We start from the raw sequence: 23,366 nt of genomic DNA, 5'->3' as shown, positions 1-23,366 counted from the left end.
GACCGGCATGATCACCGAAATGCCCGAGTTCAGGTACCACTCGAACGCCGGGGTGTTGATGTCCCAGCCGTTGAAGTCGTCCTGGGCCCGCATGCCGTCCAGCAGGTACAGGCCCGGGGAGTCCGAGCCCCCGCTCTGGAACTGGACCTTGATGTCGCGGCCCATACTCGCCGAAGGCACCTGCAGGTACTCGACCGGCAAACCGGGCCGGGAGAACGCGCTCGCTTCGGGGGTACCGCCGACGGCACCGACCAGTCCCGCCAACAGGGCCGCGCCACCGGCGACGACCATCAACCTGTCAAGCAACTTCATCCTTGGCATCCTCATTCATTCGTTGCCGTACTTTGCTCATAGCGTGGCCCGACTCGGACCCGATCTGTGCGTACCAACGCGACAGTGCCGGTGTAGTCAACCACAAAATGTCGGAAATCCAAGACTCGGGGTTCACCCATTGGATTCGCCTACTCGCCAAATGCCTGATTCTGTGACGGTCGCGCTCGATCTCGATCAGGGGCATTCGAGCCGGTGGGAACCGGCTCCGCGGATGAACACGCTCAAGCAGCAATGACGTCCGTCACATTTTGGCGGGATCCGCACTCAGGGGAGCTCCGGCGGCATCCCGGTATAGGTCGCTCGGGTCGGTTCGGGCACGGCCAGTCCGCAGCGGATCAGTTCGTCGCGCGGGACCCGCTCGATCCGGTAGCGGGTGAAGCTCGGCGAGTGCAGCACGTTGGACAGGAAGCGGCGCGGGCCCATCGGCGCACGCACCGAGCCCAGCACCGCCGCGGTGTCGGGGCAACGCAGGGCCGCCTCCGCCTGGGCGATCCAGTCCTGGTCCAGGTAGCCCGGGATCAGCGGGTACCACTTGACCCACGGGCCGTCGGCCACCACCCAGTCCCGGAACAGGTCCTTGTCGTGGCCGATCCGGCCGTGCTCCAGCCGCTCGGTGTGCGCCGCGATCGGATTGATCAGCCCGATCTGGTCCAGCACCCGCACGTTAAGGCCGGTGTTCATGCCCAGCATGCCCATGTTGGTGAAGAAGACGGTGTGCGGCCCGGTTCCGCCCGGATCGGGATCGGCCGGAACGCCGATGCCCGGGGGTACCGGCAGGATGACCGGCACCACGTCCCACTGGTCGTAGTTGCCCGACGGCAACAGCAACGCCCCGTCGGGCGTGGCGGCGATGGTGGTCAACACCGCACGCATCCGCGGGTAGCCGAGGTAGTCCGCGGCGGTCAGCGGGTGGGCGTTGCCGGTGGCCTGGGAGTAGAACCGGCGCTCGTCGACGATCCCGGAGTAGGTGACACGGGTCGCGTCATCACCCATCCCCGGCGAGTTGGCTGCCCACAGCGCCCAGCCGGCCACCGCCAGCCACAGCAGGCCTACGGCACCGCTGAGCGGCAGGCTTGCTTCGCGGCGATACCGCGCGCCGTCGGGCAGCAGCAACGGAATGACCGCCACCGGGGCCAGCATGCAGAACAGCGGGGCCAGCAGCACCCGCCCGTGCATGAAGTCGCCGCCCTGGCGCACCCAGTAGGCCGCCTGCAGCAGTCCGCTGAACACGAAGAAACACACCACCGCACCCGGGCTCTGCACCAGTCGGGCCCACGGGCCGACGCCGGGCGGCACCGGCCGGCGCGGCCGGTAGCGCACGGCGGCGCCCACCCACAGCGCCGCGCCCAGCGCCACCAGCAGCACCGCGGGCACCCACAGCGCGTAGGGCGCGTTGAAGTTGGCCAGGTAGATCATGCCCTGCGACCACTTGTCGCCGGCAGCGTCTTTGGCCAGCGCGGTCCCCGGCACCAGCAGGCCGTAGTAGCCCATCCGGAAGATCTGATACGCCACCGGCAGCGCGCCACCGGCCACCAGGATCAGCGCGCGCGGCCGCCACTCGGCCGCCGTGATCAACAGCATGACAAGCGCACCGCCGCCGATTAGCGCCAGCTCGGGGCGAACCAGCACACTGCAGCCGGCCACGAAAGCCAGGCATGCGGTGAAAAGCGTTCCGCGAGCGCGGGATCGGGGCATCCGCAGCGCCTGCGACCAACAGACCAGCATCCACCACAGCAGGCCCAGGTAGGCCAGCACCAGACCGGCCTCCAGGCCGGAGGTGGCGAAGTCTCGCGCCGGCGGCAGTGCGATGTAGACCAGCGCCCCGGCGGGCAACAGCAGCGCGCGGCGGCCCTGCAGCCCAGGCGCGTAGAGCCGGGCGGTGCCCAGCATCAGCATCGCCACCCCGGCCAGGCTCGCCGCCAGCGCGAAGACCAGCGCCACGTACTCCATGCGCACCGGCCCACCAAGCCAGCTGCCGAAATACATCAAATAGGTCCAGGCCGTCGAGGTGTTGGCCTCGACGCGCTCCCCGACGTTGAACACCGGGCCGTTGTCGGCCAGCAGATTGCGCACGGTGCGCAGCACGATCAGGCCGTCGTCGGAGATCCAGCGCCGCCGCCACGCCCCGATGCCGAACATCAGCACTACCAGCGCCACCCCGGCCCATGAGCTCAGCCGCACCGAGGGGCTGTAGGAGACCGCGGGCCAGCCCAGCGGCCGGACCCGGGGGTCCGGCGCTCTGCGGCTCGTGGCCCCCCGGGACGAACTAGCCGAAGGCGACGGCAGCACCGATGGTTCCGATCCAGGCCAGCGCCGCCAGCTGCAGCACCCGATCACGTCGCAGGATGTCCTCGGCTTCGCCGGCCATGCCACCGTCGACATCGACGGCGTAGCGCAGCACCCCGATGACGATCGGAATGATCGACACCGCGAACCACGAGCCGGAACCGCTGTCGCGCTCGAAGGCGTACAGGCTGTAGCAGACCAGCATCGCGGTGGCCGACGCCGTCCAGACGAAACGCAGGTAGGTGCCGGTGTAGTTCTCCAGCGACTTGCGGATCTTGGCCCCGGTCTGTTCGGCCAACTGCTTCTCGGCGTAGCGCTTGCCGGCCACCATGAACAGTGACCCGAACGCCATGACCAATAGGAACCACTGTGACAGCGGGATGCTTGCGGCGACGCCACCGGCGATAGCCCGCAGCAAGTACGCCGACGACACGATGCAGATGTCCAGCACCGCTTGGTGTTTGAGCCCGAAGCAGTACGCCAGCTGCATGGTCAGATAGATGGCCATCACCAGCGCCAGATTCGGCGTCAGCCACCAGGAGATGCCCAGCGAGCCGCTGCCCAGCAGCACCGCCAAGGCGTAGGCCAGCCCGACCGGCAGCACACCGGCCGCGATCGGCCGGAACCGCTTGGTGGGATGCGCCCGGTCGGCTTCCACATCACGGGCATCGTTGACCAGGTAGATCGCCGAGGCCGCCAGGCTGAACGCGACGAACGCGATCAGCGACTTGCGTGCCAGATCGGCGTAGTCATAGTGGATGCCGCCGCCGAGCGCCGCCAGTGGGGCCGCGACCACCAGGACGTTCTTCACCCATTGGCGGGGCCGCATGGCCTTGATCACCCCGGAGAGCAGGTTGGCCGGCGGTCCGAGCTCCGACGTGCGATCTTGCGTTTCTGCGCTCATGCCGAGTCTCCCGAGTTGTCCAGGCGGATCGCGGCTGCGGCGACGGCGGCACCGATCAGCGCGCCGGCGGCAACATCGCTGGGGTAGTGCACCCCGAGCACCATGCGCGATAGCGCCATCGGTGGCACCAACACCGCGGGCAGGACCCCGCGCCGCAGACCGGCCGCGCGGCCCAGCAGGATGGCCGCCGCTGCGGTGGAGGTGGCGTGCGCCGAGGGGAAGCTCAACCGGCTGGGCGTGGCGACGTTGACCGCGATCGCCGGGTGATGGGGCCGCTCGCGGCGCACGATGCGCTTGATGACGACCGCGGCGGCGTGCGCGGCGAATGTCCCGGCGCCGGCCAGTAGCCAGCTGCGGCGGCGCTGCGGCTGGAGCAGGGCGCCGAGCCCCGCTACCGCCAGCCAGCCCAGGCTGTGCTCGCCGAAGTGCGACATCGTCCGGGCCGCCGGCAGCACACCGGGGCGACCGGTCAGTGCCGACTGCACCGCCACCAGCACGGCGTCCTCGCCGTGCGGGGGTACCGAATCATCCAGGTCCATGCGGTCGGGGGCGCTGCCGAGTTCGGTCATGACGTCGTGGCGCCATCGGGAAGGAGCACCGTCTCCCACTGCTGTTTGCTCGCCAGTGTGGGCAGCGCCCGGCGGTAGGTCCGGCGCAACGCGTCGAACCGCCGTGCCAATTCGTATTGGCGGCGCAATGATTCGCGCAGCAGCGAGAACATCTTCTCCCGGTCGCGTTGCCGGTAGACCACGCCGCGGCCGTCGGCGGTGGTGACAGTGACGCCGTCCTGGGTGCACAGCAGGAACCAGCGGGCGTCCTGGGTGGGCACGTTGAGCTGCGGGCGCCGATGATGCTCGGGCTCGGTGGCCTTGAGGTTGTGCAGGATGCCACGGGCCAGCCGGTAGCCGATGGTCAGCGGCTGCACGGGGGGCCGCATCGGCTTGCGGCGCTGCGAGGGGGCAGGCAGCTCACTGGCCGCCGGCAGCACCACCGCATCGGGATAGGTCTTGCGCAGCGCGTGGATGTCCGGCAGCGCCGACTCCAGGATCGAGAAGATGTGCTCGGGGCCGGCCATGAAGTCGTCCAGCGCCTTGTTCTGCACGGCGACTGTCGAATACTCCAGGCAGGCAAGGTGTTTCAGGGTGGCCTTGAGGTGGCTGCGGATCAGCCCGGAGATGTTGCCGTCCCAGTGCAGGGCCGCCACCATCAGCCGGTTGCGCAGGTGGAAATACGCCTGCCAGTCGATCGCGTCGTCTTTATCACTCCAGGCCATATGCCAGATGGCCGCACCCGGCAGGGTGACGGTCGGGTAGCCGTGCTCGCCGGCCCGGATCCCGTATTCGGCGTCGTCCCACTTGATGAAGGACGGGATCGGCTGGCCGATCTCCTCGGCAACGGCGCGCGGGATCATGCACATCCACCAGCCGTTGAAGTCGACGTCGATGCGCCGGTGCAGGTCCGGGGACTCGGCCAGCGGGTCGGTGGCGAAGTTGTGGTCGTATTCGGTGTGCGGGGCGTTGGTCCACATGAAAACGCCCGAGTCGACGACCTCACCCATGATGTGCAGGTGCGAGGGCTCCTGCAGGTTGAGCATGTGTCCACCGATGAGGGTGGGCGTCTTGGCGAACCGGTTCAGCGCCAGTGCCCGCAGGATCGAGTCCGGCTCGATGCGGATGTCGTCGTCCATGAACAGGATCTGTTCGCAGCCGGTGTTCTTCAGCGCCTCGTACATGACCCGGCTGTAGCCCCCGGACCCGCCGAGGTTGGGCTGGTCGTGCATCGACAGCCGGTCTCCCAGGCCGGCGGCGGCCGCGGCGAAGCCCGGGTGGTCGCGAACCTTGCGGGTGCCCTGGTCGGGCACGATGACCGCGCTGATCACCTCGTCGACATCCGGGTCGGAGGTCAGCGCGAGCAGCGCGTTGACGCAGTCGTCGGGCCGGTTGAAGGTCGGGATGCCCACGGCGATGTCGGCCCGGCTGGGCGCCTCGATCGGGGCGTACCAGCCGCCGCGGTCCAGCGTGACCGCGGTGTCGGTGGTGATGTCGAACCAGATCCAGCCGCCGTCCTCGAACGGCTGCAGGCCGATCTCGAATTCCACCACCGTCGGGGTGTCGCTGTTCTCGACCGACCCGAAAGGCTTGCCGTCCACCGCGATACGCGCACCGGTCGCTTTCGAGCGGTAGACGTCGACGCGCCCCGCCCCGGTCAGCTCCAGCTGCAGCACCACCGATTCGACGATCGACCAGCGACGCCAGTAGGACGCCGGGAAGGCGTTGAAGTAGGTGGCGAACGAGACTTCGGACTCCTCGCCGATCTCCAGGCTGGTGCGGGTGAGCGGGTGGGCCCGCCGGCTGTTGGTCTCGGATTCCTCGATGTAGAGCTTGCGCACATCCAGCGGCTCGCCCTGGCGAGGCAGGATGATCCGCGAAAGCCGGCTCACCGCGCGCGAACTGTCGGTCATGCCTTACTGCCCTCCCCCAGCGGCACCCCGTCGGACAGGTGCGGCGCCAGGACGTTGTCGTACATGTTCAGCGCACTGGCGATGGCCATGTGCATGTCCAGATATTGGTAGGTGCCCAGCCGCCCGCCGAAGAGCACCTTCGCGGTGTCCAGTTCGGCCTTGGCGCGTGCCCGGTAGGCCGTCAGCACCGCGCGGTCGGCCTCGGTGTTGATCGGGTAGTAGGGCTCGTCGGCGTCGTCGGCGAACCGCGAGTACTCCCGCATGATCACGGTCTTGTCGGTCGGGTAGTCGCGCTCGGGGTGGAAGTGCCGGAACTCGTGGATACGGGTGAACGGCACGTCGCCGTCGTTGTAGTTCATCACCGGCGTGCCCTGGAAATCGCCGGTGTCGAGCACTTCGAGCTCGAAGTCCAGGGTCCGCCAGCCGAGCTTGCCTTCGGCGTAGTCGAAGTAGCGGTCCAGCGGGCCGGTGTAGACGACCGGGGCGGCGGGGCTGGCTGCCCGGAGTTCGTCGCGGACGTCGAACCAGTCGGTGTCCAGGCGCACCTCGATGCGCTCGTCGGCCGCCATGTTCTCCAGCCACGCGGTGTAGCCGTCGACCGGCAGCCCCTCGTAGGTGTCGTTGAAGTAGCGGTTGTCGAACGTGTAGCGCACCGGCAGCCGGGTGATGTTGGCCGCCGGGAGTTCCTTGGGATCGGTCTGCCACTGCTTGGCGGTGTAGTCCTTGACGAATGCCTCATACAGCGGGCGGCCGATCAGGCTGATCGCCTTCTCCTCGAAATTGGCGGCGTCGATCCCCGATATTTCCGAGGCCTGCTCGGCGATCAGAGCGCGGGCCTCGTCGGGGGAGAAATAGCGGCCGAAGAACTGCGACACCAGGCCCAGCCCCATCGGGAACTGGTAGGCCTGACCGTGGTGCATGGCGAACACCCGGTGTTGGTAGCCGGTGAACTCGGTGAACTGCCGCACGTAGTCCCAGACCCTCTTGTTAGAGGTATGGAACAGGTGGGCGCCGTACTTGTGGACCTCGATACCGGTCTGCGGTTCCGCTTCGGAGTAGGCGTTGCCGCCGATGTGCGGGCGCTTCTCGACGACGAGAACGCGCTTGCCGAGCTGCGTGGCTGCGCGCTCGGCGATGGTCAGGCCGAAGAATCCGGAACCCACGACAAAGAGGTCAAAACGAGCGGTCATCGGCGCCAAGGGTAGCCGACCAGCGCCCGCCCGCCTCGTCGGCGCCCCGCCGCCCCCGCTTGCACCTTGACTATCGCCCGCCGATTCCCGGCCGCTCGGCGATCCGGGGACCCCGGAGCGCCGAGGAAGGGTTGGTAGCGGTTTCCTCACGATTCGATCTCGTCACTCTTTTCACACGAGTCACACGCGTACCGTCGGTCACGTAGGACAGATGCAAGTGCAGTGAGCGCCACGACGGCCCCGCGCAAGTGCGGCCCCGACGGCAAAACATATTGAGGAGACTTCCGTGCCGAACCGACGTCGACGCAGGCTCTCGACAACCATGAGCGCAGTCGCCGCCCTGGCGGTCGCGAGTCCGTTCGCAGTTGTCGCAGTATCCGAGCTGGCCGCCCGCAACAGCGCGCCCCAGCACCATGACTTCGTCGCGGCGTCGTCCGTGGCCGACCTGCCCGGTGAGCTGATCACCGCCCTCACCCAGGGCCTGTCCCAGTTCGGGGTGAACCTCCCGCCGGTGCCCGGTTTCACCAACGGAACCGCCTCGACCGGGATGTACCCCGGCCTGACCTCGCCGGGTCTGGGCACACCGGGCCTCACCGACCCGTCCCTGGGCGCGCCGGGCCTCACCTCGCCCGGGCTGGGCACACCGGGTCTCACCGACCCGTCGCTGACCACGCCGTCGCTGTCGACGCCGCCGCTGGGCACGCCGGGCGTGTCCACCACATCCGGCCTGACCACGCCCGGCCTGACCACGCCGCCGCTGACCGATTCCGGCTTGACCAGCCCGGGATTGACCAGCCCCGGCCTGACCAGCCCGTTGACCAGCCCCGGCCTGACCAGCCCGCTGACCAGCCCGGGATTGACCAGCCCCGGCCTGACCAGCCCGGACACCGGCCTGCTCGGGTCCGACGGTCTGCCGCTGACGTCGCCGGTGGGCCTGGACCCCGGCCTCGACGGCACCTACCCGATCCTCGGTGATCCGTCCCTGGGTATGCCGGAGACCAGCAGCGGTAGCGGTGGTCTGGTCAGCGACCTGATGAGCGCTGCCAACCAGTTGGGCGCCGGACAGGCCATCGACCTGCTCAAGGGTGTGGTGATCCCGTCCATCGCACAGGCCGCACAGGGCGCCGGACCGGCAGTCGCCGCCCCGGCCCCGCCGCTGCCGTAACCAGACACACAGCGGAGCTGTTCCGCCCAACGGCACCGCAGAGTCAGCCCGCACCCGGCGGGCACCGGAAGACTCTGCGGTGCCGTTAACAATTGCCCAGGAGCCGGCCGTTGTCGGTGGACGCGTGTCGCATCACCAACAACACAAGACACATACGTAACATCAGCACGTGCCAACCCGTCGTCGTCCCGCGCCGACGATCAAGCTGACCGCGTCTCTCGCGACCGTGCTGATCCTGCCGTGGGCACTGAATTCCGGGTCGGACTTCAAGCCGGTCGACGCCGCCAAGCGGCCCCCCAGCGCCGCCGCGACCAAGCTGAACCAGCAACCGCTGCCAAATCTGGAGCCGGGCGTCACCGTCCGCGAGATCACCCAGGACGAACCGTTCACCATGGTCGCGCTCACCGGCGCCGACCTGAGCGGCACCTCGGCACGGATTCGCGCCAAGCGCGCCGACGGGACCTGGGGGCCCTGGTATGCGACCGCGCACGAGACCAAGCAGGAGACACCGGGTCCACGGCCGGCCGATGCGCCCGCTCCCGGACCAGACGGGACCGAGCCGGTATTCGTCGGCCGGACCACGGCAGTACAGATCGCGGTGACCCGATCCGCACCGAACACCCCCGGCGATCCGGCTCGACCCACGGCCGGGGCCAACAGGCCGGCCACGACGAAGGACCCCGCCAAGTCCGGGCCGGCCCCCAAGAAGTCCACCCCGGGCGATCTCGGTTATGTACCGGCCACCGCCGCACAACCCTTCGCCCAGAACGTCTCCGCGGTGCTGATCACGCCGCCCAAAGCCCCGGCCGACGCACAGTGGCAGCCGCCCAAGGCGGTGCTGGGGCCAGGCCAGCCCCCCAACATCATTCCGCGCAGCCACTGGGGCGTGGGCGCCTACGGCCGGTGCGGCAAGCCCGTGGAGAGCGGCCCGGTGCACGCGGCCGTGGTGCACCACACCGCAGGCTCCAACGACTACTCCCCCGAAGACTCCGCGGAGATCATCCGGGCGATCTACGCCTATCACACCCGCACCCTGGGCTGGTGCGACATCGGCTACAACGCGCTGGTGGACAAGTACGGCCAGGTTTTCGAGGGCCGGGCCGGCGGCCTGACCCGGGGCATCATGGGCAGCCACGCGGGCGGGTTCAACAACAACACCTGGGGGGTGTCCATGATCGGCACCTTCGACGACGCGCCTCCCCCGCAGATCCAACTCGAGACAGTCGGCCGGTTGTTGGGCTGGCGGCTGGGTCTGGACCGCACCGATCCGCGCGGTATCACGCAGCTGGTCTCCGCCGGCGGCTCGTTCACCCATTTTCCGCGCGGTTCGTCGCTGACACTGCCCTCGATCATCGGCCACCGCGACCTGGATGCGACCGAGTGCCCCGGTGAGCAGGGCTACGCCGCACTCAACGAGATCCGGGAGATCGCCTCCCGGTTCAACGAACCGCCCGGGCCGGAAGATCTCGCCCGGGTGATGGAGGGCGGCGCCATCCACACCCGCTGGATGGAACTGGGCGGTGCCGAGGGCATCCTCGGCGCCCCGACGTCGCCGGAGGCGATCGGCGAGGGTTCCACCAAGTACGCCACCTTCGAGCACGGCGCGGTGTACTGGTCGCCGGAGACCGGCGCGCAGCCGATCACCGGGGCCATCTACGACGCCTGGGCTTCGCTGGGTTACGAGCGTGGCGTGCTCGGGTTGCCGACCAGCGCCGAGCTCGCCGAACCGGAATGGGTGGGGCAGAACTTCCAGCACGGCACCCTGAACTACAACCGGGCCAGTGCGACGGTCATCAGGGTCGTCGACGGCAACGCCGAGGAGCTGCCCCCGCCGCCCCCGGAGGGTCCGCCGGTGCAGCTCGAGCGCTTCTCCCGGGTGATCGACCCGTTCGGAGTCAGCTAACCGGCGTCGTGATGCGGCGCGGGCGGGAAGGTGCGAGAGGACTGCGCCACCGGCGCAGCGTCAACGCAGGTAGATCCGCTCCAGGACCCGCGCCAGGCCGTCATCGGTGTTGGGCGCGGTGATCTCGGCGGCCGCCGCCAGCACGTCGGGATGGGCGTTGCCCATCGCCACGCCGTGCCCCGCACGCACCAACATCGGCAAGTCGTTGGGCATGTCCCCGAACGCCACCACCTGCTCGATCCCGATCCCCAGCGGCGCGATCAGCTCCTCGATACCGCTGGCCTTGGTGATGCCCGCCGGCACCACCTCGATCAGCCCGTGATTGGTGGAGTAGGTGAGTTCGGCGGCCGTTCCGACATGCGCCTGCAGCTGCTCGGCCATGGCGGCGCTGGACATCCCCGCCTTGCGAATCAGCAGTTTGATCGCCGGCTGCGACAACAGGTCATCCAACGACACCTCGGTGTTGTCCGGGTTGAGCCAGGCGTGTTCGTAACCCGGCGAGCTGACGAACTGCGGGGTCGCCGCGTCGTGTGCGCTCTCGCCGATCCGCTCCACGGCCAGACCCGCCCCCGGGAGGGCGCGGCCGACGACCTCGGCCAGCTTGACCAGACTGTCGGCCGAGAGCGTGCGAGCCGAGACCACCCGGTCGGTGGCAGGGTCGTAGAGCACCGCCCCGTTGGCGCACACCGCCATCGGGGCGAACCCGAGCGCGTCGACCACCGGCGCGATCCACCTCGGCGGGCGTCCGGTCGCCAGTACGAAGCGGGCGCCGGAGTCCACCGCTGCGTGCACCGCATCACGCGTACGCGCGGTGATGTTCTCGGTGTCGTCGAGCAGGGTGCCGTCAACGTCGCTGGCGATCAGTGCGGGCGGTCCGCCGTGGAGCTGCATCAGCGCGAACTCCGCCCGGCCGGTGTCCAGCGCCGCGGTCCGCGGTGGGCCTGCTCGGCCCGTTTGCGATCACGCTCGGCCAACTCGGCTGCCCGCATCTCCAACGCTTCGGCCAGGGTGGGCGCGCTGCCGCCCAGCCGGCGCGGCACCCAGTGCGCCCCCGCCGGATGCGGATACTCCAGTTGCGCCTCTTCGAGCATCGCCGCCATCGTGTTCCTCAGCTCAGCGGTGGTCGCCGCAGCATCCGCGGTGGCAGCCATCGGCTCGCCGATCTTCGCCAGCACTGGAATATGGTTGCGCCACAGAAGCTTCGGGTGGTCCTTTGTCCAGACCCGGTGGATTCCCCAGACGATGACGGGGATCAGCGGAACGCCCGCGCTATGGGCCATCCGGGCAGCCCCCGTCTTGAACTCCCGCAATTCGAAGCTACGGCTGATGGTGGCCTCTGGATTCAGACCGACCAGCTCGCCTTGCCGCAACCGCGCCACCGCTTCGTCGTAGGCGCCGGCCCCGGCGGAGCGGTCGACCGGAATCAGCTTGAGGTGCTTGATCACGAAGTTGACCACCGGGACCTCGGTCATCTCGGCCTTGATCATGAAGCGCAGCCGGCGGCGTCGCCGCAAGGCCGCGATCGAGGCCGGAAACCAGTCCAGGTAGCTGGTGTGGTTGACGGCGAGCACCGCCCCGCCGCGCTCGGGAATGTGCTCCAAGCCCTCGATGGTCACATGCGGCCCGTTGGCGTTCGCCAGCCGCGGGACCACAATCTCCAGCGCCCGGAAGACGGGTTCTGCCATGATCTACTGCTCCGTGCCAGATGGGTCGGTTCGCCGGTCGCCTGCGCGCTTGCGCATCCGTTCCGCCAGCTCCTGCTCTTCGGCAACCCTAGCCTCGTCGGGAGTGGGCGCGCCGCCGCCGAGTCGCCGGGGCACCCAGAACTCGCCTGCGGGGTGCGGATATTCCTGCTGCACCTGAGCCAGCAGCGGCGCCATTCGCTCGCGCAATCGGGCGCTGAGCGCGGCGGCGTCACCGGACGGGGCCAGCGGTTCCCCCGCCAGGACGGTGATCGGGATGTTGCTGCGCACCAACCGCGCCCTCGGGTGGTCCTTGGTCCACAGCCGGTGGGCACCCCAGACGATCAGCGGGACGATCGGAACCTGCGCCTCCAGCGCCATGCGGGCCGCACCGGATTTGAATTCCTTGAGCTCGAAGCTGCGGCTGATGGTGGCTTCGGGGTAGACACCCACCACCTCGCCGGAGCGCAACGCGGTCACCGCGTGCCGGTAGGCGTCGGCTCCGGCCGCGCGGTCGACCGGAATGGTGCCGGTGTGGCGGATCAGATAGTTGACCACCCGCACCTGCTGCATTTCGGCCTTGATCATGAACCGCATCCGGCGTCCGCGGCGGTATGCCGCCAGTCCGGCCGGCAGGAAGTCCACGTAACCGGTGTGGTTGATCGCGATCACCGCGCCGCCCTCAGCCGGGATGTGTTCCAGGCCGAGGTAGTCGATCGCTGCGCCGGCGATCTTCGCCGCGCTCAGCGCCGTGAGCTCCAAGGCCCGAAATACCGGCTGCATGCCAGCTCTACTCCGCTGTGCCCGTCGGGCTCGGCGGCTGCTTCTGGCGGGCGGCCCGCTCCTCGGCCTTGCGCGCCGCTTCGGCGGCGTCGAGCTGGAGCGCCTCGGCGGGGGTGGGGGCGCTGCCGCCCAGGCGCCGGGGAACCCAGAACGCACCGGCGGGATGTTCGGGGTAGGCGTCCTGCGTCTGCTCCAGCAGGTGCTGCATCCGGGTCTGCAGCAGCGCGCGGAGCTCTTCGACCGGCAATGTCGGCGGTATCGGCTCGCCGATGTTCACCGAGACCGGTATCTTGCTGCGGCCCAGTTTCTTCGGGTGGTCCTTGGTCCAGATCCGCTGGGCGCCCCACACGATGTGCGGGATGATCGGCACCTGCGCCTCGATCGCCATCCGGGCGGCGCCGCTCTTGAACTCCTTGAGCTCGAAACTGCGACTGATGGTGGCCTCCGGGTACACCCCGACCAGCTCACCGGCCTTGAGGCAGGAGACGGCGGTGGCGTAGGACTCCGCCCCCTGGCTGCGATCCACCGCGATGTGCCGGCAGCCGCGCATGATGGGCCCGCTGTAGCGGTTGTCGAACGTCTCCTTCTTGGCCATGAAGCGCACCCGACGCCGCGGCTTGCCGTCATAGGAGGCCACGCCGGCAAACAGGAAATCGAGGTAGCCGGTGTGGTTGATCGCGACCACCGCGCCGCCGGTGGCGGGCAGGTGCTCCCGGCCGGTGACGGTGATCTTCAAGCCCTCATAACGCCACAGCGTGTGTGCAGCTACAGCGACAGTCCCGTACCAAGGCTCCACAGCGCCCAAGCCTAGGCGATGGGACGGGCCACGCCGCCGGTAAACTCCTCAGGGAGCTCTTTCAGCGTCGGGAGAAGGTACACGTGCAGGTCACCAGCGTCGGGCACGCCGGCTTCCGGATCGAGACCGCCGCAGGCAGCATCCTGTGCGACCCGTGGGTGAATCCGGCCTACTTCGGCTCGTGGTTCCCGTTTCCGGACAACTCGGCGCTGGACTGGGACGCTCTCGGCGACTGCGACTACCTCTACATCTCGCACCTGCACCACGATCACTTCGACCCGCGGCACCTGGCGGCGCACGTCAACAAGGACGCGATGGTACTGCTGCCCGATTACCCCGTGCCGGATCTGCGTCGCGAGCTGGAAGAGCTGGGCTTTCACCGGTTCTTCGAGACCGCCGACTCGCAGCGACACACCGTGTCGGGCCCCAAGGGCGAGCTGGACGTGATGATCATCGCGCTGCGCGCCCCGGCCGACGGCCCGATCGGCGACTCCGGGCTGGTGGTCTCCGACGGCGTGACCACGCTTTTCAATATGAACGACTCCCGTCCGATCGACCTCGACGTGCTGCAGGCTTTCGGCGCGATCGACGTGCACCTGCTGCAGTACTCCGGGGCGATCTGGTACCCGATGGTCTATGACATGCCGGCCCGGGCCAAGGAGGCGTTCGGCACCCAGAAGCGCCAGCGGCAGATGGACCGCGCCCGCCAGTACGTCGCCCACGTCGGGGCGACCTGGGTGGTGCCGTCGGCGGGTCCGCCGTGTTTTTTGGATTCCGAGCTGCGTTACCTCAACGACGACCACGGCGATCCGGCCAATATCTTCCCCGACGAGATGGTGTTCCTCGACCAGCTGCGCTGCAACGGCCACGACGGCGGGCTGTTGATGATTCCCGGGAGCACCGCGAGTTTCACCGGGGCGCAACTGGATTCGCTGACCCACCCGCTCCCCGACGCCGACGTCGAGGCCATCTTCACCACCGGCAAGGCGGACTACATCGCCGCCTACGCCGAGCGGATGGCACCCGTGCTGGCTGCCGAGAAGGCGTCCTGGGCGCCGGCGGCCGGTCCGGCGATGATCGAGCCGCTGCGCGCCCTGTTCGAGCCGATCATGGCCCGCAGCAACGAGATCTGCGACGGTATCGGCTACCCGGTGGAGCTGGTGCTGGACGGGGAGGGCCACACCGAGACGGTGGTGCTGGACTTCCCCAAACGGATGGTGCGCGAGCCGATTCCCGGCGAGAAGTTCCGTTACGGCTTCGGTATTCCACCCGAGCTGGTGCGAACCGTGCTGCGCGACGGCGAACCGGACTGGGTCAACACCATCTTCTTGTCCACCCGGTTCAGGGCGTGGCGGGTCGGCGGTTACAACGAATACCTGTACACCTTCTTCAAGTGCCTCACCGAGGACCGGATCGTTTACGCCGAAGGCTGGTTCGGGGAGAGCCACGACGACTCGGCGACCATCACCCTGGGCGACTGGCAGGTTCAGCGTCGCTGCCCGCACATGAAGGCCGACCTGTCGAAGTTCGGAGTGGTCGAGGGCGACATTCTGACCTGTAATCAGCACGGCTGGGAATGGGATCTCAAGTCCGGACGCTGCCTGACTGCCAAGGGCCACGAATTGCGTTGCGAGAAGCTGTGACCGGCGGCTCCTACGACGACGGATTGGTCGTCCTGGATCGCCGGGCGATCACGTTGCGCCGCTATCACTTTCCTTCCGGTACCGCGAAGGTGATCCCGCTGTCGGCGATCCGCGGTTACCGCGCAGAGCCGTTGGGCATGCTGACCCACCGGTTCCGGATCTGGGGCAGCTCGGATCTGCGGCGCTGGCTACCGCTGGACATCAAGCGCCCGACGCGGTCCGCCCTGATCACCCTGGAGCTGCACGGCGACCCGTGGCCGCAGCCGGCATTCACCCCGGCGGACCCGGACACGTTCCGGGCACTGCTCGACGAGCTGCTGGCGGCGCAGCGGTAATCGCCGCCCGCCGTGTCGCTCAGCGGTCGGCCAACACCTGGTGTGCGGCGTTGTAGCCCGGGATGAACGTGATCCCCGGCCCGCCATGACAACCCGCGCTCCCCAGATACAGTCCGGCCACCGGTAACGGCTGGCCGAGAAAGCCGCGCGGCCCGGGCCGGTTCGGGCCGATCTGGTCGGGATTGAGCAAGCCATGGCAATAGTCGCCGCCGGGCGCACCGAACATGGTTCCCATATGCCGCGGGGTGAAGGTGGTGTGCCGAGTGATGCTGCGCTCGAAATTCGGTGCCAGCCTGGTGATCTTGTCGATCACCCGCTGCCCCATCTCGACCTTCATCTCGCCGTAGTTGCCGTCCCCCTCGATGGGGAACCACAGCGCGAACGCCGACGCGGCGTGCTTGCCCGGCGGGGCCAGCTCGGGATCGTGCAGCGACGGGATCTGCAGCACCACGGTCGGATCGGCCGGGACGATACCGCGACGCGCCTCCTCCCACTGCTGCTGCACCTCTTCGGGCGTGCAGAAGATTCCCAGCGAAGCCTGCATGGCGGGGTTGTTGAGCGCCTCGTAGGGCGCGGTGAACACCGGCGCCTCGTCCAGCGCGAAATGCATCTGCAGGTAGCTGCCGCGATGGTCGGTGCGGGCGTAGCGGGCGCGCACATCCTCGGGGACCGAAGCCGCGTCGAGCAGTGCGGTGACGGTGATGTCGGGGGCGATCGCCGACACCACCACCGGTGCGTGCACGGTGTCGCCTGCTTCGGTGCGCACTCCGGCCACCGCCCCATCGGCGACCAGGATCTCCGCGACCGCGGCGCGCAGCCGCAGCTGTCCGCCCAGGCCGGTGAAGGTGTCGCACAGGTGCCCGGTGAGTGCGCCGATTCCGCCGCGCAACTTTTTCATCAGCACGGTGTTCTCGTCGGGCACACCCAGGCCGAAGGCCAGCGCCGCGGCACTGCCCGGGGTGGCGGGCCCGCGGTAGAGCGTGTTGACGGCCAACACGGTGAAGGAGCCGCGCAGCGCCGCGTGCTTCTCCCGGTCGGGCAGGTAACGATCCAGCACCTCGGTGACCGAGCCGAACAGCATGTCGTCAATAGCTGATCGCTCGAATTCATTTGCGGCGCAGGCATACATCTCGTCGAGCGATTTCGGCGCCCGACCCGCCTCGAAGCGGCCCAGCGCCCGGGTGGGCGCCTGACTCCAGGCCAGCAGCCCGGCCATGCCGTTGACCGCCTCGGCGCCGTGCACCTCACTGAGGTGGGTGAACAGCTTCATCGGGTCGGTGTACTGGATCAGCGGGTCATCACCGACGCCGCGCATCGCCACCGACATGACCTCGAGATCGATGCTCTCCAGTCCGTCGAGGCCCAGCTCCGCGCTGACCGCGGCCGACGTCGGGAACTGCACCGAGCCGGCGATCTCGAACCGATAGCCGTCGAACAGCTCGACCGTGGACGCCATCCCGCCGGCGTAGCGCCCGGCCTCCAGGCACACCGTGCGCAGTCCGGCGCGCTGCAGGATGAGCGCCGCGGCCAGGCCGTTGTGTCCGGCGCCAATGACGATCGCGTCGTAATCGGTCATCCATGGGCCCCTTCCCGCTTTCGGGGAACGCTGGCACGCGCGGATAGTTTTGTCAATATTGACGGAACTAGAGATCGGCCAGCGAGTCCAGCGCGGTCCGGCACATTCGGGCCAGCTCGGCCAGCGAGCGGTCCGCACCCAGCATCCAGACCTCCATCGCGGCGAACACCGCAGCCGCGATGCAGCGGGACGTTACGGCCACGCGCAGGGGATCGGGCGCTGCTTTGGCCCCCGTGGCCCGCAGCCGCTCGGCGACCGCATCCGCGAAATCGGTCTCCACCTGCCGGATATGGCGCACGATCCGCTCCGGATCGAGTTCCTCGGCACGCAGCGCGGCGATACGGGTCACCGCCTCGACGTCGTAGGGGAACGCGAAGATCGCCGCCTGGACCGCCTCGATCATCGGCTCGGCCGGCGGGCGGGCGGCCAGTGCGCTGCGGAACCACTGCAGTCCGGCGTCGTAATCGGCGAACAGCAGGTCGTGCTTGGAGGTGAAATGCCGATAGAAGGTCCGCAGGGACACCCCGGCGTCGGCGGCGATCTGCTCGGCGGAGGTGTCCTCCACGCCCTGCGCCAGGAAACGGACCAGTGCGGCCTGGCGCAACGCCTCGCGGGTGCGTTCGCTGCGGGCGGTCTGGGGCGCTCTGGGCATGCCGGTAAACGTACCCCAGCACCGGCGCACCAAAATTGTCATTATTGACAAAACTTGCAGCGCGTGATGAGACTGGCCGCATGACCTCGCTCATCGTGCATGCAGTGCTCGGCCTGGCGACCATCTGGTGGATCGTGGCGTCCAACCGCGCGGTCTTCGCGAAACCCGCTGCGGGCGGCGCCCTCTCACCCCTGGAGCTGGTGTACTACGCGATCGGCCTCGCCTCGATCGTGCTGGGCTGGTACTTCAACATCCGATTCGTCCAGGAGTATGCGCAGGGCCCCAACCACAATCCGATCTGGGGGCCGGGCAGCTGGACGCAGTACATCCAGCTGATGTTCACCAACCCGGCTGCCGGCTCGGCCAGCCAGGACTACACGATCATCAACGTCGTCCTGCTGCCGCTGTTCACCATCGTCGACGGCTATCGCCGTGGGCTGCGGCGCCCGTGGCTGTACTTCGTGTCGAGTCTGTTCACCAGCTGCGCGTTCGCCTACGCCTTCTACTTCGCCACCATCGAGCGCCAGCACCGGCATGCCAAGGCTGCGGCGTAGCGGCCGGCGACCCCGACCTCGCGCGCGGCGCCAGATGACGTTGACCCGCAGCGACCGGCTCCGCCGGCGTTGCGATCACCGCTAAGCTGGGCCGCGTCGAGGAGGAGGAATGTCGTGGCCAAGCCGGTGGCGGCGCGCGGCTCCGCACGCGAGCGGGTGCTGCAGGCGGCCTTGGACCTGTTCATCGAGCACAGCATCGGTGGCACATCCATGCAGATGATCGCCGACCGGCTGGGCGTGAGCAAACCCGCTGTCTACTACCAGTTCCGGTCCCGCGATGACATCGTCGTCGCGCTGGTGGAACCGATGTTCGACGACATCGTCCGGGTCATCAAGATCGCCGAGGCCATGCCGACCCGGCAGGGCCAGCGCGACGTGACCGTCAGTGGCGTCGTCGAGCTCGCCGTCCGCTACCGGCGGCTCGCCTTCCTGTTCTACGACCGCGGCATGGAGCACGCGGTGCGGGCCCGCGACGACTTCATGGCCGTCAGCGACGCCGCGGCGGCCATCCTTCGGGGCCCGGATCCCGATGCCAGAACTCGGGTGATCACGACCACCCTGATGGCTGGAGCCTTCACCGCGGCAGCCGACCCAGAACTGGCAGACATCGCCGACGAACAGCTGCACGAGATCCTGCTGGACACGGCACGGCAGATCATGGCGTTACTGACCTAACGGGTCAGGTCCAGTTCCACACCCCCATGTCGGCAGCGGGGTACTGCGCGCACACGTCGGTGGCCCGGGCAGCGACCCCGTGGTTGTTGAAGAACAACTTGGCCCAGTTCGGCCACGCGAAAGCGAGCTTCTCGTAGTAGATGTCGGTGGCCAGGTTCTCCGAGTAGGCGCGACGGCCCGGGTAGTCCATGGAGTAGAACCAGTGAATCCGGTCCTGCACCGCCTCATGGACCTGCGGGGACTTGTTGTTGTAGTCGATCATGTAGCGCTCGTAATAGACCGGCGCGACATCGCGGGCGGCCGCCATGATCTGTTCGGCGGTACAGGTGGTGTGCAGCATCCGGTTGGGAATCGGAAAGTTCTCCGTGGCATCCGCCGACGCAGTCCCCGCCGCGGCCATTCCGGTCAGCAGCCCTACCGCCAGAGCCCAGCTCCTGCGGTTCATCGAATGCCTCCAGCCTGTTCCAGAATGATCAGCTTGTCGGGGCAGTAGGTGCTCAGCGCCGTACCCACGAATTGCCAGGCCTGCTGGGAGTCGACACCTTTGATGTTCTTGCTGACGAACGCCGCCGACTCGAAGGCGTCATGGTCGACGTCGTTGGTCAACCGTTTACAGGTGAGTTTGCCGATCCAGGCGTTGTAGTCACGCGCCCCGTAGATGCCGTAGCCGTGCAATCGGCCGGCGAAATCGGTGTCGACATCGGCGTGCGCGGGCACCGCGAACAGGATTGCCGCTGACGCACCTGCCAACGCGCATGCGGCTCCGAGCCTCATCACCAACCTCCCCGATGCGCTCCACCGCCGGACCCCACGAGCTCGTCGCTAGGGTTGCGCTGCAACGGCGCCGGCCAGGGTGCGGGCTTGGGACGCAGTCGCGGCACCTGCGGCCACCAGAACCATTTACCGAGCAGAGTCGCGATCGACGGCGTCATGAACGAGCGGATGATCAGGGTGTCGAGCAGCAGCCCCAAGCCGATGGTGGTGCCCACCTGACCGATCACGCGCAGTTCGCTGATCGCCATCGTCATCATGGTGAAGGCGAACACCAGTCCCGCGGCGGTCACCACCGAGCCGCTGCCGCCCATCGCCCGGATCATGCCCGTGTGCAGACCGGCGTGGATCTCCTCGCGCAAGCGGGAAACCAGCAACAGGTTGTAATCGGCACCCACCGCCAACAGGATGATCACCGCCATCGCCATCACCATCCAGTGCACCTGCAGCCCGATGATGTTCTGCCACAGCAGCACTGACAGTCCGAAGGCGCTGCCGAGTGATACCACCACGGTGCCCACGATCACCAGCGCCGCCACCACGGCACGGGTGATGATCAGCATGATGATGAAGATCAGGCACAACGCCGCGACGCCCGCGATCATCAGGTCGTAATTGGAGCCCTCCTGCATGTCTTTGAACATCGCGGCGGTACCGCCGACGTAGATCTTCGAGCCCTCCCAGGGGGTGGTCTTGATGGCTTCCTTGGCAGCGAGCTTGATCGCGTCGATGTGCTTGATGCCGTCTGCGCTCAGTGGATCGCCCTCGTGGTTGACGATGAACCGCACGGCACGCCCGTCCGGCGACACGAAACTCTTCATGCCGCGCTGGAACTCGGCGTTGTCGAAGATCTCCGGCGGCAGGTAGAACGAGTCGTCGTTGCGGGCCTTGTCAAAGGCCTCCCCCATCGCGGCGGGATCCCCTTGGGCTTCCTGCGCCTGCTTGGCCAGTCCGCTCTGGGTGGCGTAGGTGGCCTGCATCATCGCCTTGGCGTTCGTCATCATCTGGATCATCGGCGGCATCAGCGTGAGCATCTGCGGCAGTTGCGCCGCCATCGCGTCCATGTCCGGAACGATCTGCTTGAAGTTGTCGGTCATGGTGTCGACACCATCCATGGCATCGAAGACCGACCGCAGCGAGTGGCAGACCGGAATATCGAAACAGTGTGGTTCCCAATAGAAGTAGCTGCGCATCGGCCGGAAGAAGTCGTCGAAGTCGGCGATCTTGTCGCGCAGTACTTCGATGTCGTCGACCATCAGGTGCATCTTGCCGACCATGCGTCCCATGGTGGCGTTCATCTCCTCCATGAGCTCGATCATCTTCGTCATGGTGTCGATGTTGACCTGCATATCCTCTGCTTGCGCCAGCATGTCCGCCGCGCGATCCTCGTTGAACTTGCGGGTCATGTCCTGGCTGACGGCCTGCATGCCGAGCATGTAGCCGAAGGTGGAGTGTTCCATCGGAATACCCTGCGGCCGGGTTATGGACATGACGCGCGAGACACCCTCTACCCCGGTGACCCGCTTGGCGATTCGCTCGATCACCAGAAAGTCCCCGGAGTTTCGAATGTCGTGGTCTGTTTCGATCATGAGCATCTCGGGGTTCATCCGCGCGGAGGGAAAGTGCCGGTCCGACGCCAGGAACCCCTGGTTGGCGGGTAGATCCGCGGGCATGTAGGCGCGGTCGTTGTAGCCGGGCTTGTACCCGGGCAGGGCGAGGATGCCGACCAGCGCGGCCGCAGTCGCGGCGATCAGAATCGGCCCTGGCCAACGGCTCACGGCCGCACCGATTTTGCGCCAGCCGCGTCCCCTGTTGGCTCGCTTGGGTTCCAGCAGCGTGCCGAACCGCCCCGCCACCGCGATGACGGCGGACCCCATCGTCAGCGAGGTGATGACGACGATGGTCATGCCGATCCCCAGCGGAATCCCCAACGACTGGAAGTAGGGCAACCGGGTGAAGTGCAGGCACAACGTGGCGCCCGCAATCGTCATGCCCGAGCCGAGCACCACATGCGCCGTGCTGCGAAACATGGTGTAGTACGCCTGTTCCCGGTCCTCGCCCGCGCTGCGCGCTTCCTGATATCGGCCGATCAGGAAGATCGCGTAGTCGGTGGCTGCCGCGATGGCCAGTGTCACCAACAGACTGGTGGCGAAGGGCGACAGGCCGATCAGACCGTGATAGCCCAGGAACGCCACGATGCCCCGGGCCGACGCCAGCCCGGTCACCACCATCGCCAGCGCCAGCGCCACGGTGGTGATGGATCGGTAGACCGTCAGCATCATGGTGATGATGACGACGAACGTCAGAGACTCGATCATGTGCATGCTGCGGGTGCCGGCCTTGTCCTGATCGGCCGCCAGCGCCGCACCGCCGGTCACATACGCCTTCACACCCGGTGGCGCGGTGACACTGTCTACTGCTTGGTTGACCGCTCTGACCGATTCGTTGGCCAGCGCCTCACCCTGGTTTCCCGCGGTATAGATCTGCACGTACGCGCTCTTGCCGTCCGGGCTCTGGGCTCCGGCGGCGGTCAGGCGATCACCCCAGAAATCCTGGATGTGCTCGACATGGGTGGTGTCGGCCTTGAGCTTGGCGATGATCTGGTCGTAGTAATGGTGCGCATCGGCACCCAGCGGCTCGTCGCCCTCGAGGACCAGCATGACCGAGCTGTTGGAGGTGAACTCCTTGAACACCTCGCCTTGGCGTTTGACTGCGATCATCGAGGGCGCGTCGTCCGGGGTCATCTGGACCGCGGCCATTTCGGCGACCTTCTCCAGCTGGGGGACGGTCACGTTCGCGAGAACGATGATCCCGATCCAGCCCAGCATGATCGGAACAGCAAGGCGCCGGATCCATTTCGCGATCACGCCCGGCTTGGCGTAGTCAGCGGCAACCGCGGGGATGGTCTCGGTGGGCGCCTCGGGCGGGAAGTTGTCCGTAGAAGTGCTCATGCAGATTTCACCAAGCAGAAGGTCAGGGCGCTGACGCCGGTGGCGGTTCTCTCGTCTTTGAGCTCGTTGTCGATGCTGATGCGGCAACCCAGGGTGGAGCCTTTGCCCTGCGCGTAGAGGTTCGGCGATACCGCGGACAGCGTGGTGCTCAGGGTCACCGACCAGGGCAGTGTGGCGGCGTCGACGTGCTGGGGCCTGCTGTCGAGGTCGAGGTATCTGATGTCGGCAGTCGCGCCGGGTTCACCGAAGACCTCGTAGGTGACGACCTTCGGGTTGTACGGCTTGGTGTCGTCGACCTTGGTGCTGATGAGGTTGGAACTCTCGCCGCCGAAGTAGGTGCGCAGCCGCAGGACGGTCAGCGTCCCGAGCACCACCACCACCACGATGAGCAGCGGCATCCACGCCCGCCGCAGCGCCTTCATCGAATGGACCCGGTCTGGCCGCCGGCCTTGCTGACCACCACCTGGACGTGGGTGTCGGCCGCGAACCGATTCGCCGTGGCACCCAGTTCGGCGATCGCATCGAACAACGGGTGGTCGCCGGCCACGACCTCCGGCGCGTCAACCACATACGCGGTGATGCCCGGGGACATCGGGCCAACGCCGGACGTGGCCGGTTCAGGCCGGGAAAGCCTGTGCACGTGTGGTTTCAGCATCAGCGACGCCCCTTTCGGCCCGGATCTGAGGTTAAGCGCGACGGAAGGCAA

At 67.7% G+C, this 23,366-nt stretch carries 23 protein-coding genes; 6 read left to right on the top strand and 17 right to left on the bottom strand.

Going from position 1 to position 23,366, the window contains the following annotated elements:
- The 6 genes from N416_RS21715 to glf form a co-directional block, all read right to left on the bottom strand.
- Window positions 1–327, bottom strand: a 327-nt coding sequence (locus tag N416_RS21715; protein WP_231384279.1) for an alpha/beta hydrolase-fold protein, incomplete at its 3' end; no start/stop codon positions are given.
- Between the two features lie 270 nt (window positions 328–597).
- A complete protein-coding gene (zomB, locus tag N416_RS0114525; protein WP_036458109.1) occupies window positions 598–2,622 on the bottom strand; it encodes a flagellar motor control protein ZomB in 2,025 nt (674 codons plus the stop codon).
- Window positions 2,600–3,523 (bottom strand): decaprenyl-phosphate phosphoribosyltransferase, encoded by a 924-nt coding sequence (locus N416_RS0114520; RefSeq protein WP_024442831.1) that lies wholly within the window; start codon window positions 3,521–3,523, stop codon window positions 2,600–2,602. The genes zomB and N416_RS0114520 overlap by 23 nt, the downstream gene beginning before the upstream one ends.
- Window positions 3,520–4,092, bottom strand: a complete 573-nt coding sequence (locus tag N416_RS0114515) for a phosphatase PAP2 family protein (RefSeq protein WP_231384278.1) — start codon at window positions 4,090–4,092, stop codon at window positions 3,520–3,522. Before N416_RS0114515 ends, N416_RS0114520 begins: the two co-directional genes overlap by 4 nt.
- A complete protein-coding gene (locus tag N416_RS0114510; RefSeq protein WP_036458107.1) occupies window positions 4,089–5,984 on the bottom strand; it encodes a glycosyltransferase in 1,896 nt (631 codons plus the stop codon). The genes N416_RS0114515 and N416_RS0114510 overlap by 4 nt, the downstream gene beginning before the upstream one ends.
- Window positions 5,981–7,183, bottom strand: a complete 1,203-nt coding sequence (gene glf, locus N416_RS0114505; protein ID WP_192830996.1) for a UDP-galactopyranose mutase — start codon at window positions 7,181–7,183, stop codon at window positions 5,981–5,983. The genes N416_RS0114510 and glf overlap by 4 nt, the downstream gene beginning before the upstream one ends.
- Before the next feature lie 277 nt (window positions 7,184–7,460).
- Between glf and N416_RS21710 the strand changes: the two genes are divergently transcribed.
- Together N416_RS21710 and N416_RS0114495 are read left to right on the top strand one after the other, a co-directional pair.
- A complete protein-coding gene (locus N416_RS21710) occupies window positions 7,461–8,339 on the top strand; it encodes a hypothetical protein (protein ID WP_036458105.1) in 879 nt (292 codons plus the stop codon).
- A 169-nt stretch (window positions 8,340–8,508) separates the two neighbouring features.
- Window positions 8,509–10,242 (top strand): N-acetylmuramoyl-L-alanine amidase, encoded by a 1,734-nt coding sequence (locus N416_RS0114495; RefSeq protein WP_024442827.1) that lies wholly within the window; start codon window positions 8,509–8,511, stop codon window positions 10,240–10,242.
- A 60-nt stretch (window positions 10,243–10,302) separates the two neighbouring features.
- Here N416_RS0114495 and N416_RS0114490 read toward each other — a convergent pair whose 3' ends face one another.
- The 4 genes from N416_RS0114490 to N416_RS0114475 are packed head-to-tail and all read right to left on the bottom strand — an operon-like array spanning window position 10,303 to window position 13,503.
- On the bottom strand, window positions 10,303–11,133 hold the full coding sequence (locus tag N416_RS0114490; RefSeq protein WP_024442826.1) for a Cof-type HAD-IIB family hydrolase: 831 nt from the start codon (window positions 11,131–11,133) through the stop codon (window positions 10,303–10,305).
- The gene (locus N416_RS0114485; protein ID WP_024442825.1) at window positions 11,133–11,927 is read right to left on the bottom strand and encodes a 1-acyl-sn-glycerol-3-phosphate acyltransferase; all 795 of its coding nucleotides are present in this window, start codon (window positions 11,925–11,927) and stop codon (window positions 11,133–11,135) included. The genes N416_RS0114490 and N416_RS0114485 overlap by 1 nt, the downstream gene beginning before the upstream one ends.
- A gap of 3 nt (window positions 11,928–11,930) precedes the next feature.
- The gene (locus tag N416_RS0114480) at window positions 11,931–12,707 is read right to left on the bottom strand and encodes a 1-acyl-sn-glycerol-3-phosphate acyltransferase (RefSeq protein ID WP_024442824.1); all 777 of its coding nucleotides are present in this window, start codon (window positions 12,705–12,707) and stop codon (window positions 11,931–11,933) included.
- 7 nt (window positions 12,708–12,714) lie between these two features.
- Window positions 12,715–13,503 (bottom strand): 1-acyl-sn-glycerol-3-phosphate acyltransferase, encoded by a 789-nt coding sequence (locus N416_RS0114475; protein ID WP_024442823.1) that lies wholly within the window; start codon window positions 13,501–13,503, stop codon window positions 12,715–12,717.
- A gap of 83 nt (window positions 13,504–13,586) precedes the next feature.
- Here N416_RS0114475 and N416_RS0114470 point away from each other — a divergent pair, with 83 nt between their 5' ends.
- Together N416_RS0114470 and N416_RS0114465 are read left to right on the top strand one after the other, a co-directional pair.
- On the top strand, window positions 13,587–15,146 hold the full coding sequence (locus tag N416_RS0114470) for an MBL fold metallo-hydrolase (protein ID WP_024442822.1): 1,560 nt from the start codon (window positions 13,587–13,589) through the stop codon (window positions 15,144–15,146).
- On the top strand, window positions 15,143–15,481 hold the full coding sequence (locus N416_RS0114465; RefSeq protein ID WP_024442821.1) for a hypothetical protein: 339 nt from the start codon (window positions 15,143–15,145) through the stop codon (window positions 15,479–15,481). The genes N416_RS0114470 and N416_RS0114465 overlap by 4 nt, the downstream gene beginning before the upstream one ends.
- A 19-nt stretch (window positions 15,482–15,500) precedes the next feature.
- On the opposite strand, the gene N416_RS0114460 is transcribed toward N416_RS0114465, so the two are convergent.
- Both N416_RS0114460 and N416_RS21705 read right to left on the bottom strand, forming a co-directional pair.
- Complete coding sequence (locus tag N416_RS0114460; RefSeq protein WP_024442820.1) at window positions 15,501–17,057, bottom strand: NAD(P)/FAD-dependent oxidoreductase; 1,557 nt, start codon at window positions 17,055–17,057, stop codon at window positions 15,501–15,503.
- 67 nt (window positions 17,058–17,124) lie between these two features.
- Complete coding sequence (locus N416_RS21705) at window positions 17,125–17,709, bottom strand: TetR/AcrR family transcriptional regulator (RefSeq protein WP_036458103.1); 585 nt, start codon at window positions 17,707–17,709, stop codon at window positions 17,125–17,127.
- A gap of 80 nt (window positions 17,710–17,789) precedes the next feature.
- Here N416_RS21705 and N416_RS0114450 point away from each other — a divergent pair, with 80 nt between their 5' ends.
- Together N416_RS0114450 and N416_RS0114445 are read left to right on the top strand one after the other, a co-directional pair.
- A complete protein-coding gene (locus tag N416_RS0114450) occupies window positions 17,790–18,263 on the top strand; it encodes a DUF2834 domain-containing protein (RefSeq protein ID WP_024442819.1) in 474 nt (157 codons plus the stop codon).
- A 114-nt stretch (window positions 18,264–18,377) separates the two neighbouring features.
- Window positions 18,378–18,938 (top strand): TetR/AcrR family transcriptional regulator, encoded by a 561-nt coding sequence (locus N416_RS0114445; protein ID WP_024442818.1) that lies wholly within the window; start codon window positions 18,378–18,380, stop codon window positions 18,936–18,938.
- A 4-nt stretch (window positions 18,939–18,942) separates the two neighbouring features.
- Here N416_RS0114445 and N416_RS0114440 read toward each other — a convergent pair whose 3' ends face one another.
- The 5 genes from N416_RS0114440 to N416_RS23295 are packed head-to-tail and all read right to left on the bottom strand — an operon-like array spanning window position 18,943 to window position 23,315.
- Window positions 18,943–19,383, bottom strand: coding sequence for a DUF5078 domain-containing protein (locus N416_RS0114440; RefSeq protein ID WP_024442817.1), 441 nt, complete (start codon window positions 19,381–19,383; stop codon window positions 18,943–18,945).
- On the bottom strand, window positions 19,380–19,712 hold the full coding sequence (locus tag N416_RS0114435) for a DUF732 domain-containing protein (RefSeq protein WP_024442816.1): 333 nt from the start codon (window positions 19,710–19,712) through the stop codon (window positions 19,380–19,382). Before N416_RS0114435 ends, N416_RS0114440 begins: the two co-directional genes overlap by 4 nt.
- The gene (locus tag N416_RS0114430) at window positions 19,712–22,660 is read right to left on the bottom strand and encodes an RND family transporter (protein WP_024442815.1); all 2,949 of its coding nucleotides are present in this window, start codon (window positions 22,658–22,660) and stop codon (window positions 19,712–19,714) included. Before N416_RS0114430 ends, N416_RS0114435 begins: the two co-directional genes overlap by 1 nt.
- Entirely contained in the window at window positions 22,657–23,082 is a 426-nt protein-coding gene (locus N416_RS0114425) for an MmpS family transport accessory protein (RefSeq protein WP_024442814.1), read from the bottom strand. The genes N416_RS0114430 and N416_RS0114425 overlap by 4 nt, the downstream gene beginning before the upstream one ends.
- Window positions 23,079–23,315: a hypothetical protein gene (locus N416_RS23295; RefSeq protein WP_155943380.1), complete on the bottom strand. Its 237-nt coding sequence runs from the start codon at window positions 23,313–23,315 to the stop codon at window positions 23,079–23,081. The genes N416_RS0114425 and N416_RS23295 overlap by 4 nt, the downstream gene beginning before the upstream one ends.
- Window positions 23,316–23,366: the final 51 nt, after the last annotated feature.

It is taken from the genome of Mycobacterium sp. UM_WGJ, assembly GCF_000455125.1.
Lineage (GTDB): Bacteria > Actinomycetota > Actinomycetes > Mycobacteriales > Mycobacteriaceae > Mycobacterium.
Note: the sequence above shows the minus strand (reverse complement) of the source record. Positions and strands in the feature narration are given on the sequence as shown.

Coding starts and splice junctions, on each gene's coding strand:
- N416_RS0114450 (WP_024442819.1), top strand. CDS start 17,790: ATGACCTCGCTCATCGTGCATGCAGTGCTCGGCCTGGCGACCATCTGG.
- N416_RS0114440 (WP_024442817.1), bottom strand. CDS start 19,383: ATGAACCGCAGGAGCTGGGCTCTGGCGGTAGGGCTGCTGACCGGAATG.
- N416_RS0114430 (WP_024442815.1), bottom strand. CDS start 22,660: ATGAGCACTTCTACGGACAACTTCCCGCCCGAGGCGCCCACCGAGACC.
- N416_RS0114480 (WP_024442824.1), bottom strand. CDS start 12,707: ATGCAGCCGGTATTTCGGGCCTTGGAGCTCACGGCGCTGAGCGCGGCG.
- N416_RS21705 (WP_036458103.1), bottom strand. CDS start 17,709: ATGCCCAGAGCGCCCCAGACCGCCCGCAGCGAACGCACCCGCGAGGCG.
- N416_RS0114510 (WP_036458107.1), bottom strand. CDS start 5,984: ATGACCGACAGTTCGCGCGCGGTGAGCCGGCTTTCGCGGATCATCCTG.
- N416_RS0114490 (WP_024442826.1), bottom strand. CDS start 11,133: ATGCAGCTCCACGGCGGACCGCCCGCACTGATCGCCAGCGACGTTGAC.
- N416_RS0114485 (WP_024442825.1), bottom strand. CDS start 11,927: ATGGCAGAACCCGTCTTCCGGGCGCTGGAGATTGTGGTCCCGCGGCTG.
- N416_RS0114435 (WP_024442816.1), bottom strand. CDS start 19,712: ATGAGGCTCGGAGCCGCATGCGCGTTGGCAGGTGCGTCAGCGGCAATC.
- N416_RS0114425 (WP_024442814.1), bottom strand. CDS start 23,082: ATGAAGGCGCTGCGGCGGGCGTGGATGCCGCTGCTCATCGTGGTGGTG.
- N416_RS0114515 (WP_231384278.1), bottom strand. CDS start 4,092: ATGACCGAACTCGGCAGCGCCCCCGACCGCATGGACCTGGATGATTCG.
- N416_RS23295 (WP_155943380.1), bottom strand. CDS start 23,315: ATGCTGAAACCACACGTGCACAGGCTTTCCCGGCCTGAACCGGCCACG.
- N416_RS0114520 (WP_024442831.1), bottom strand. CDS start 3,523: ATGAGCGCAGAAACGCAAGATCGCACGTCGGAGCTCGGACCGCCGGCC.
- N416_RS0114460 (WP_024442820.1), bottom strand. CDS start 17,057: ATGACCGATTACGACGCGATCGTCATTGGCGCCGGACACAACGGCCTG.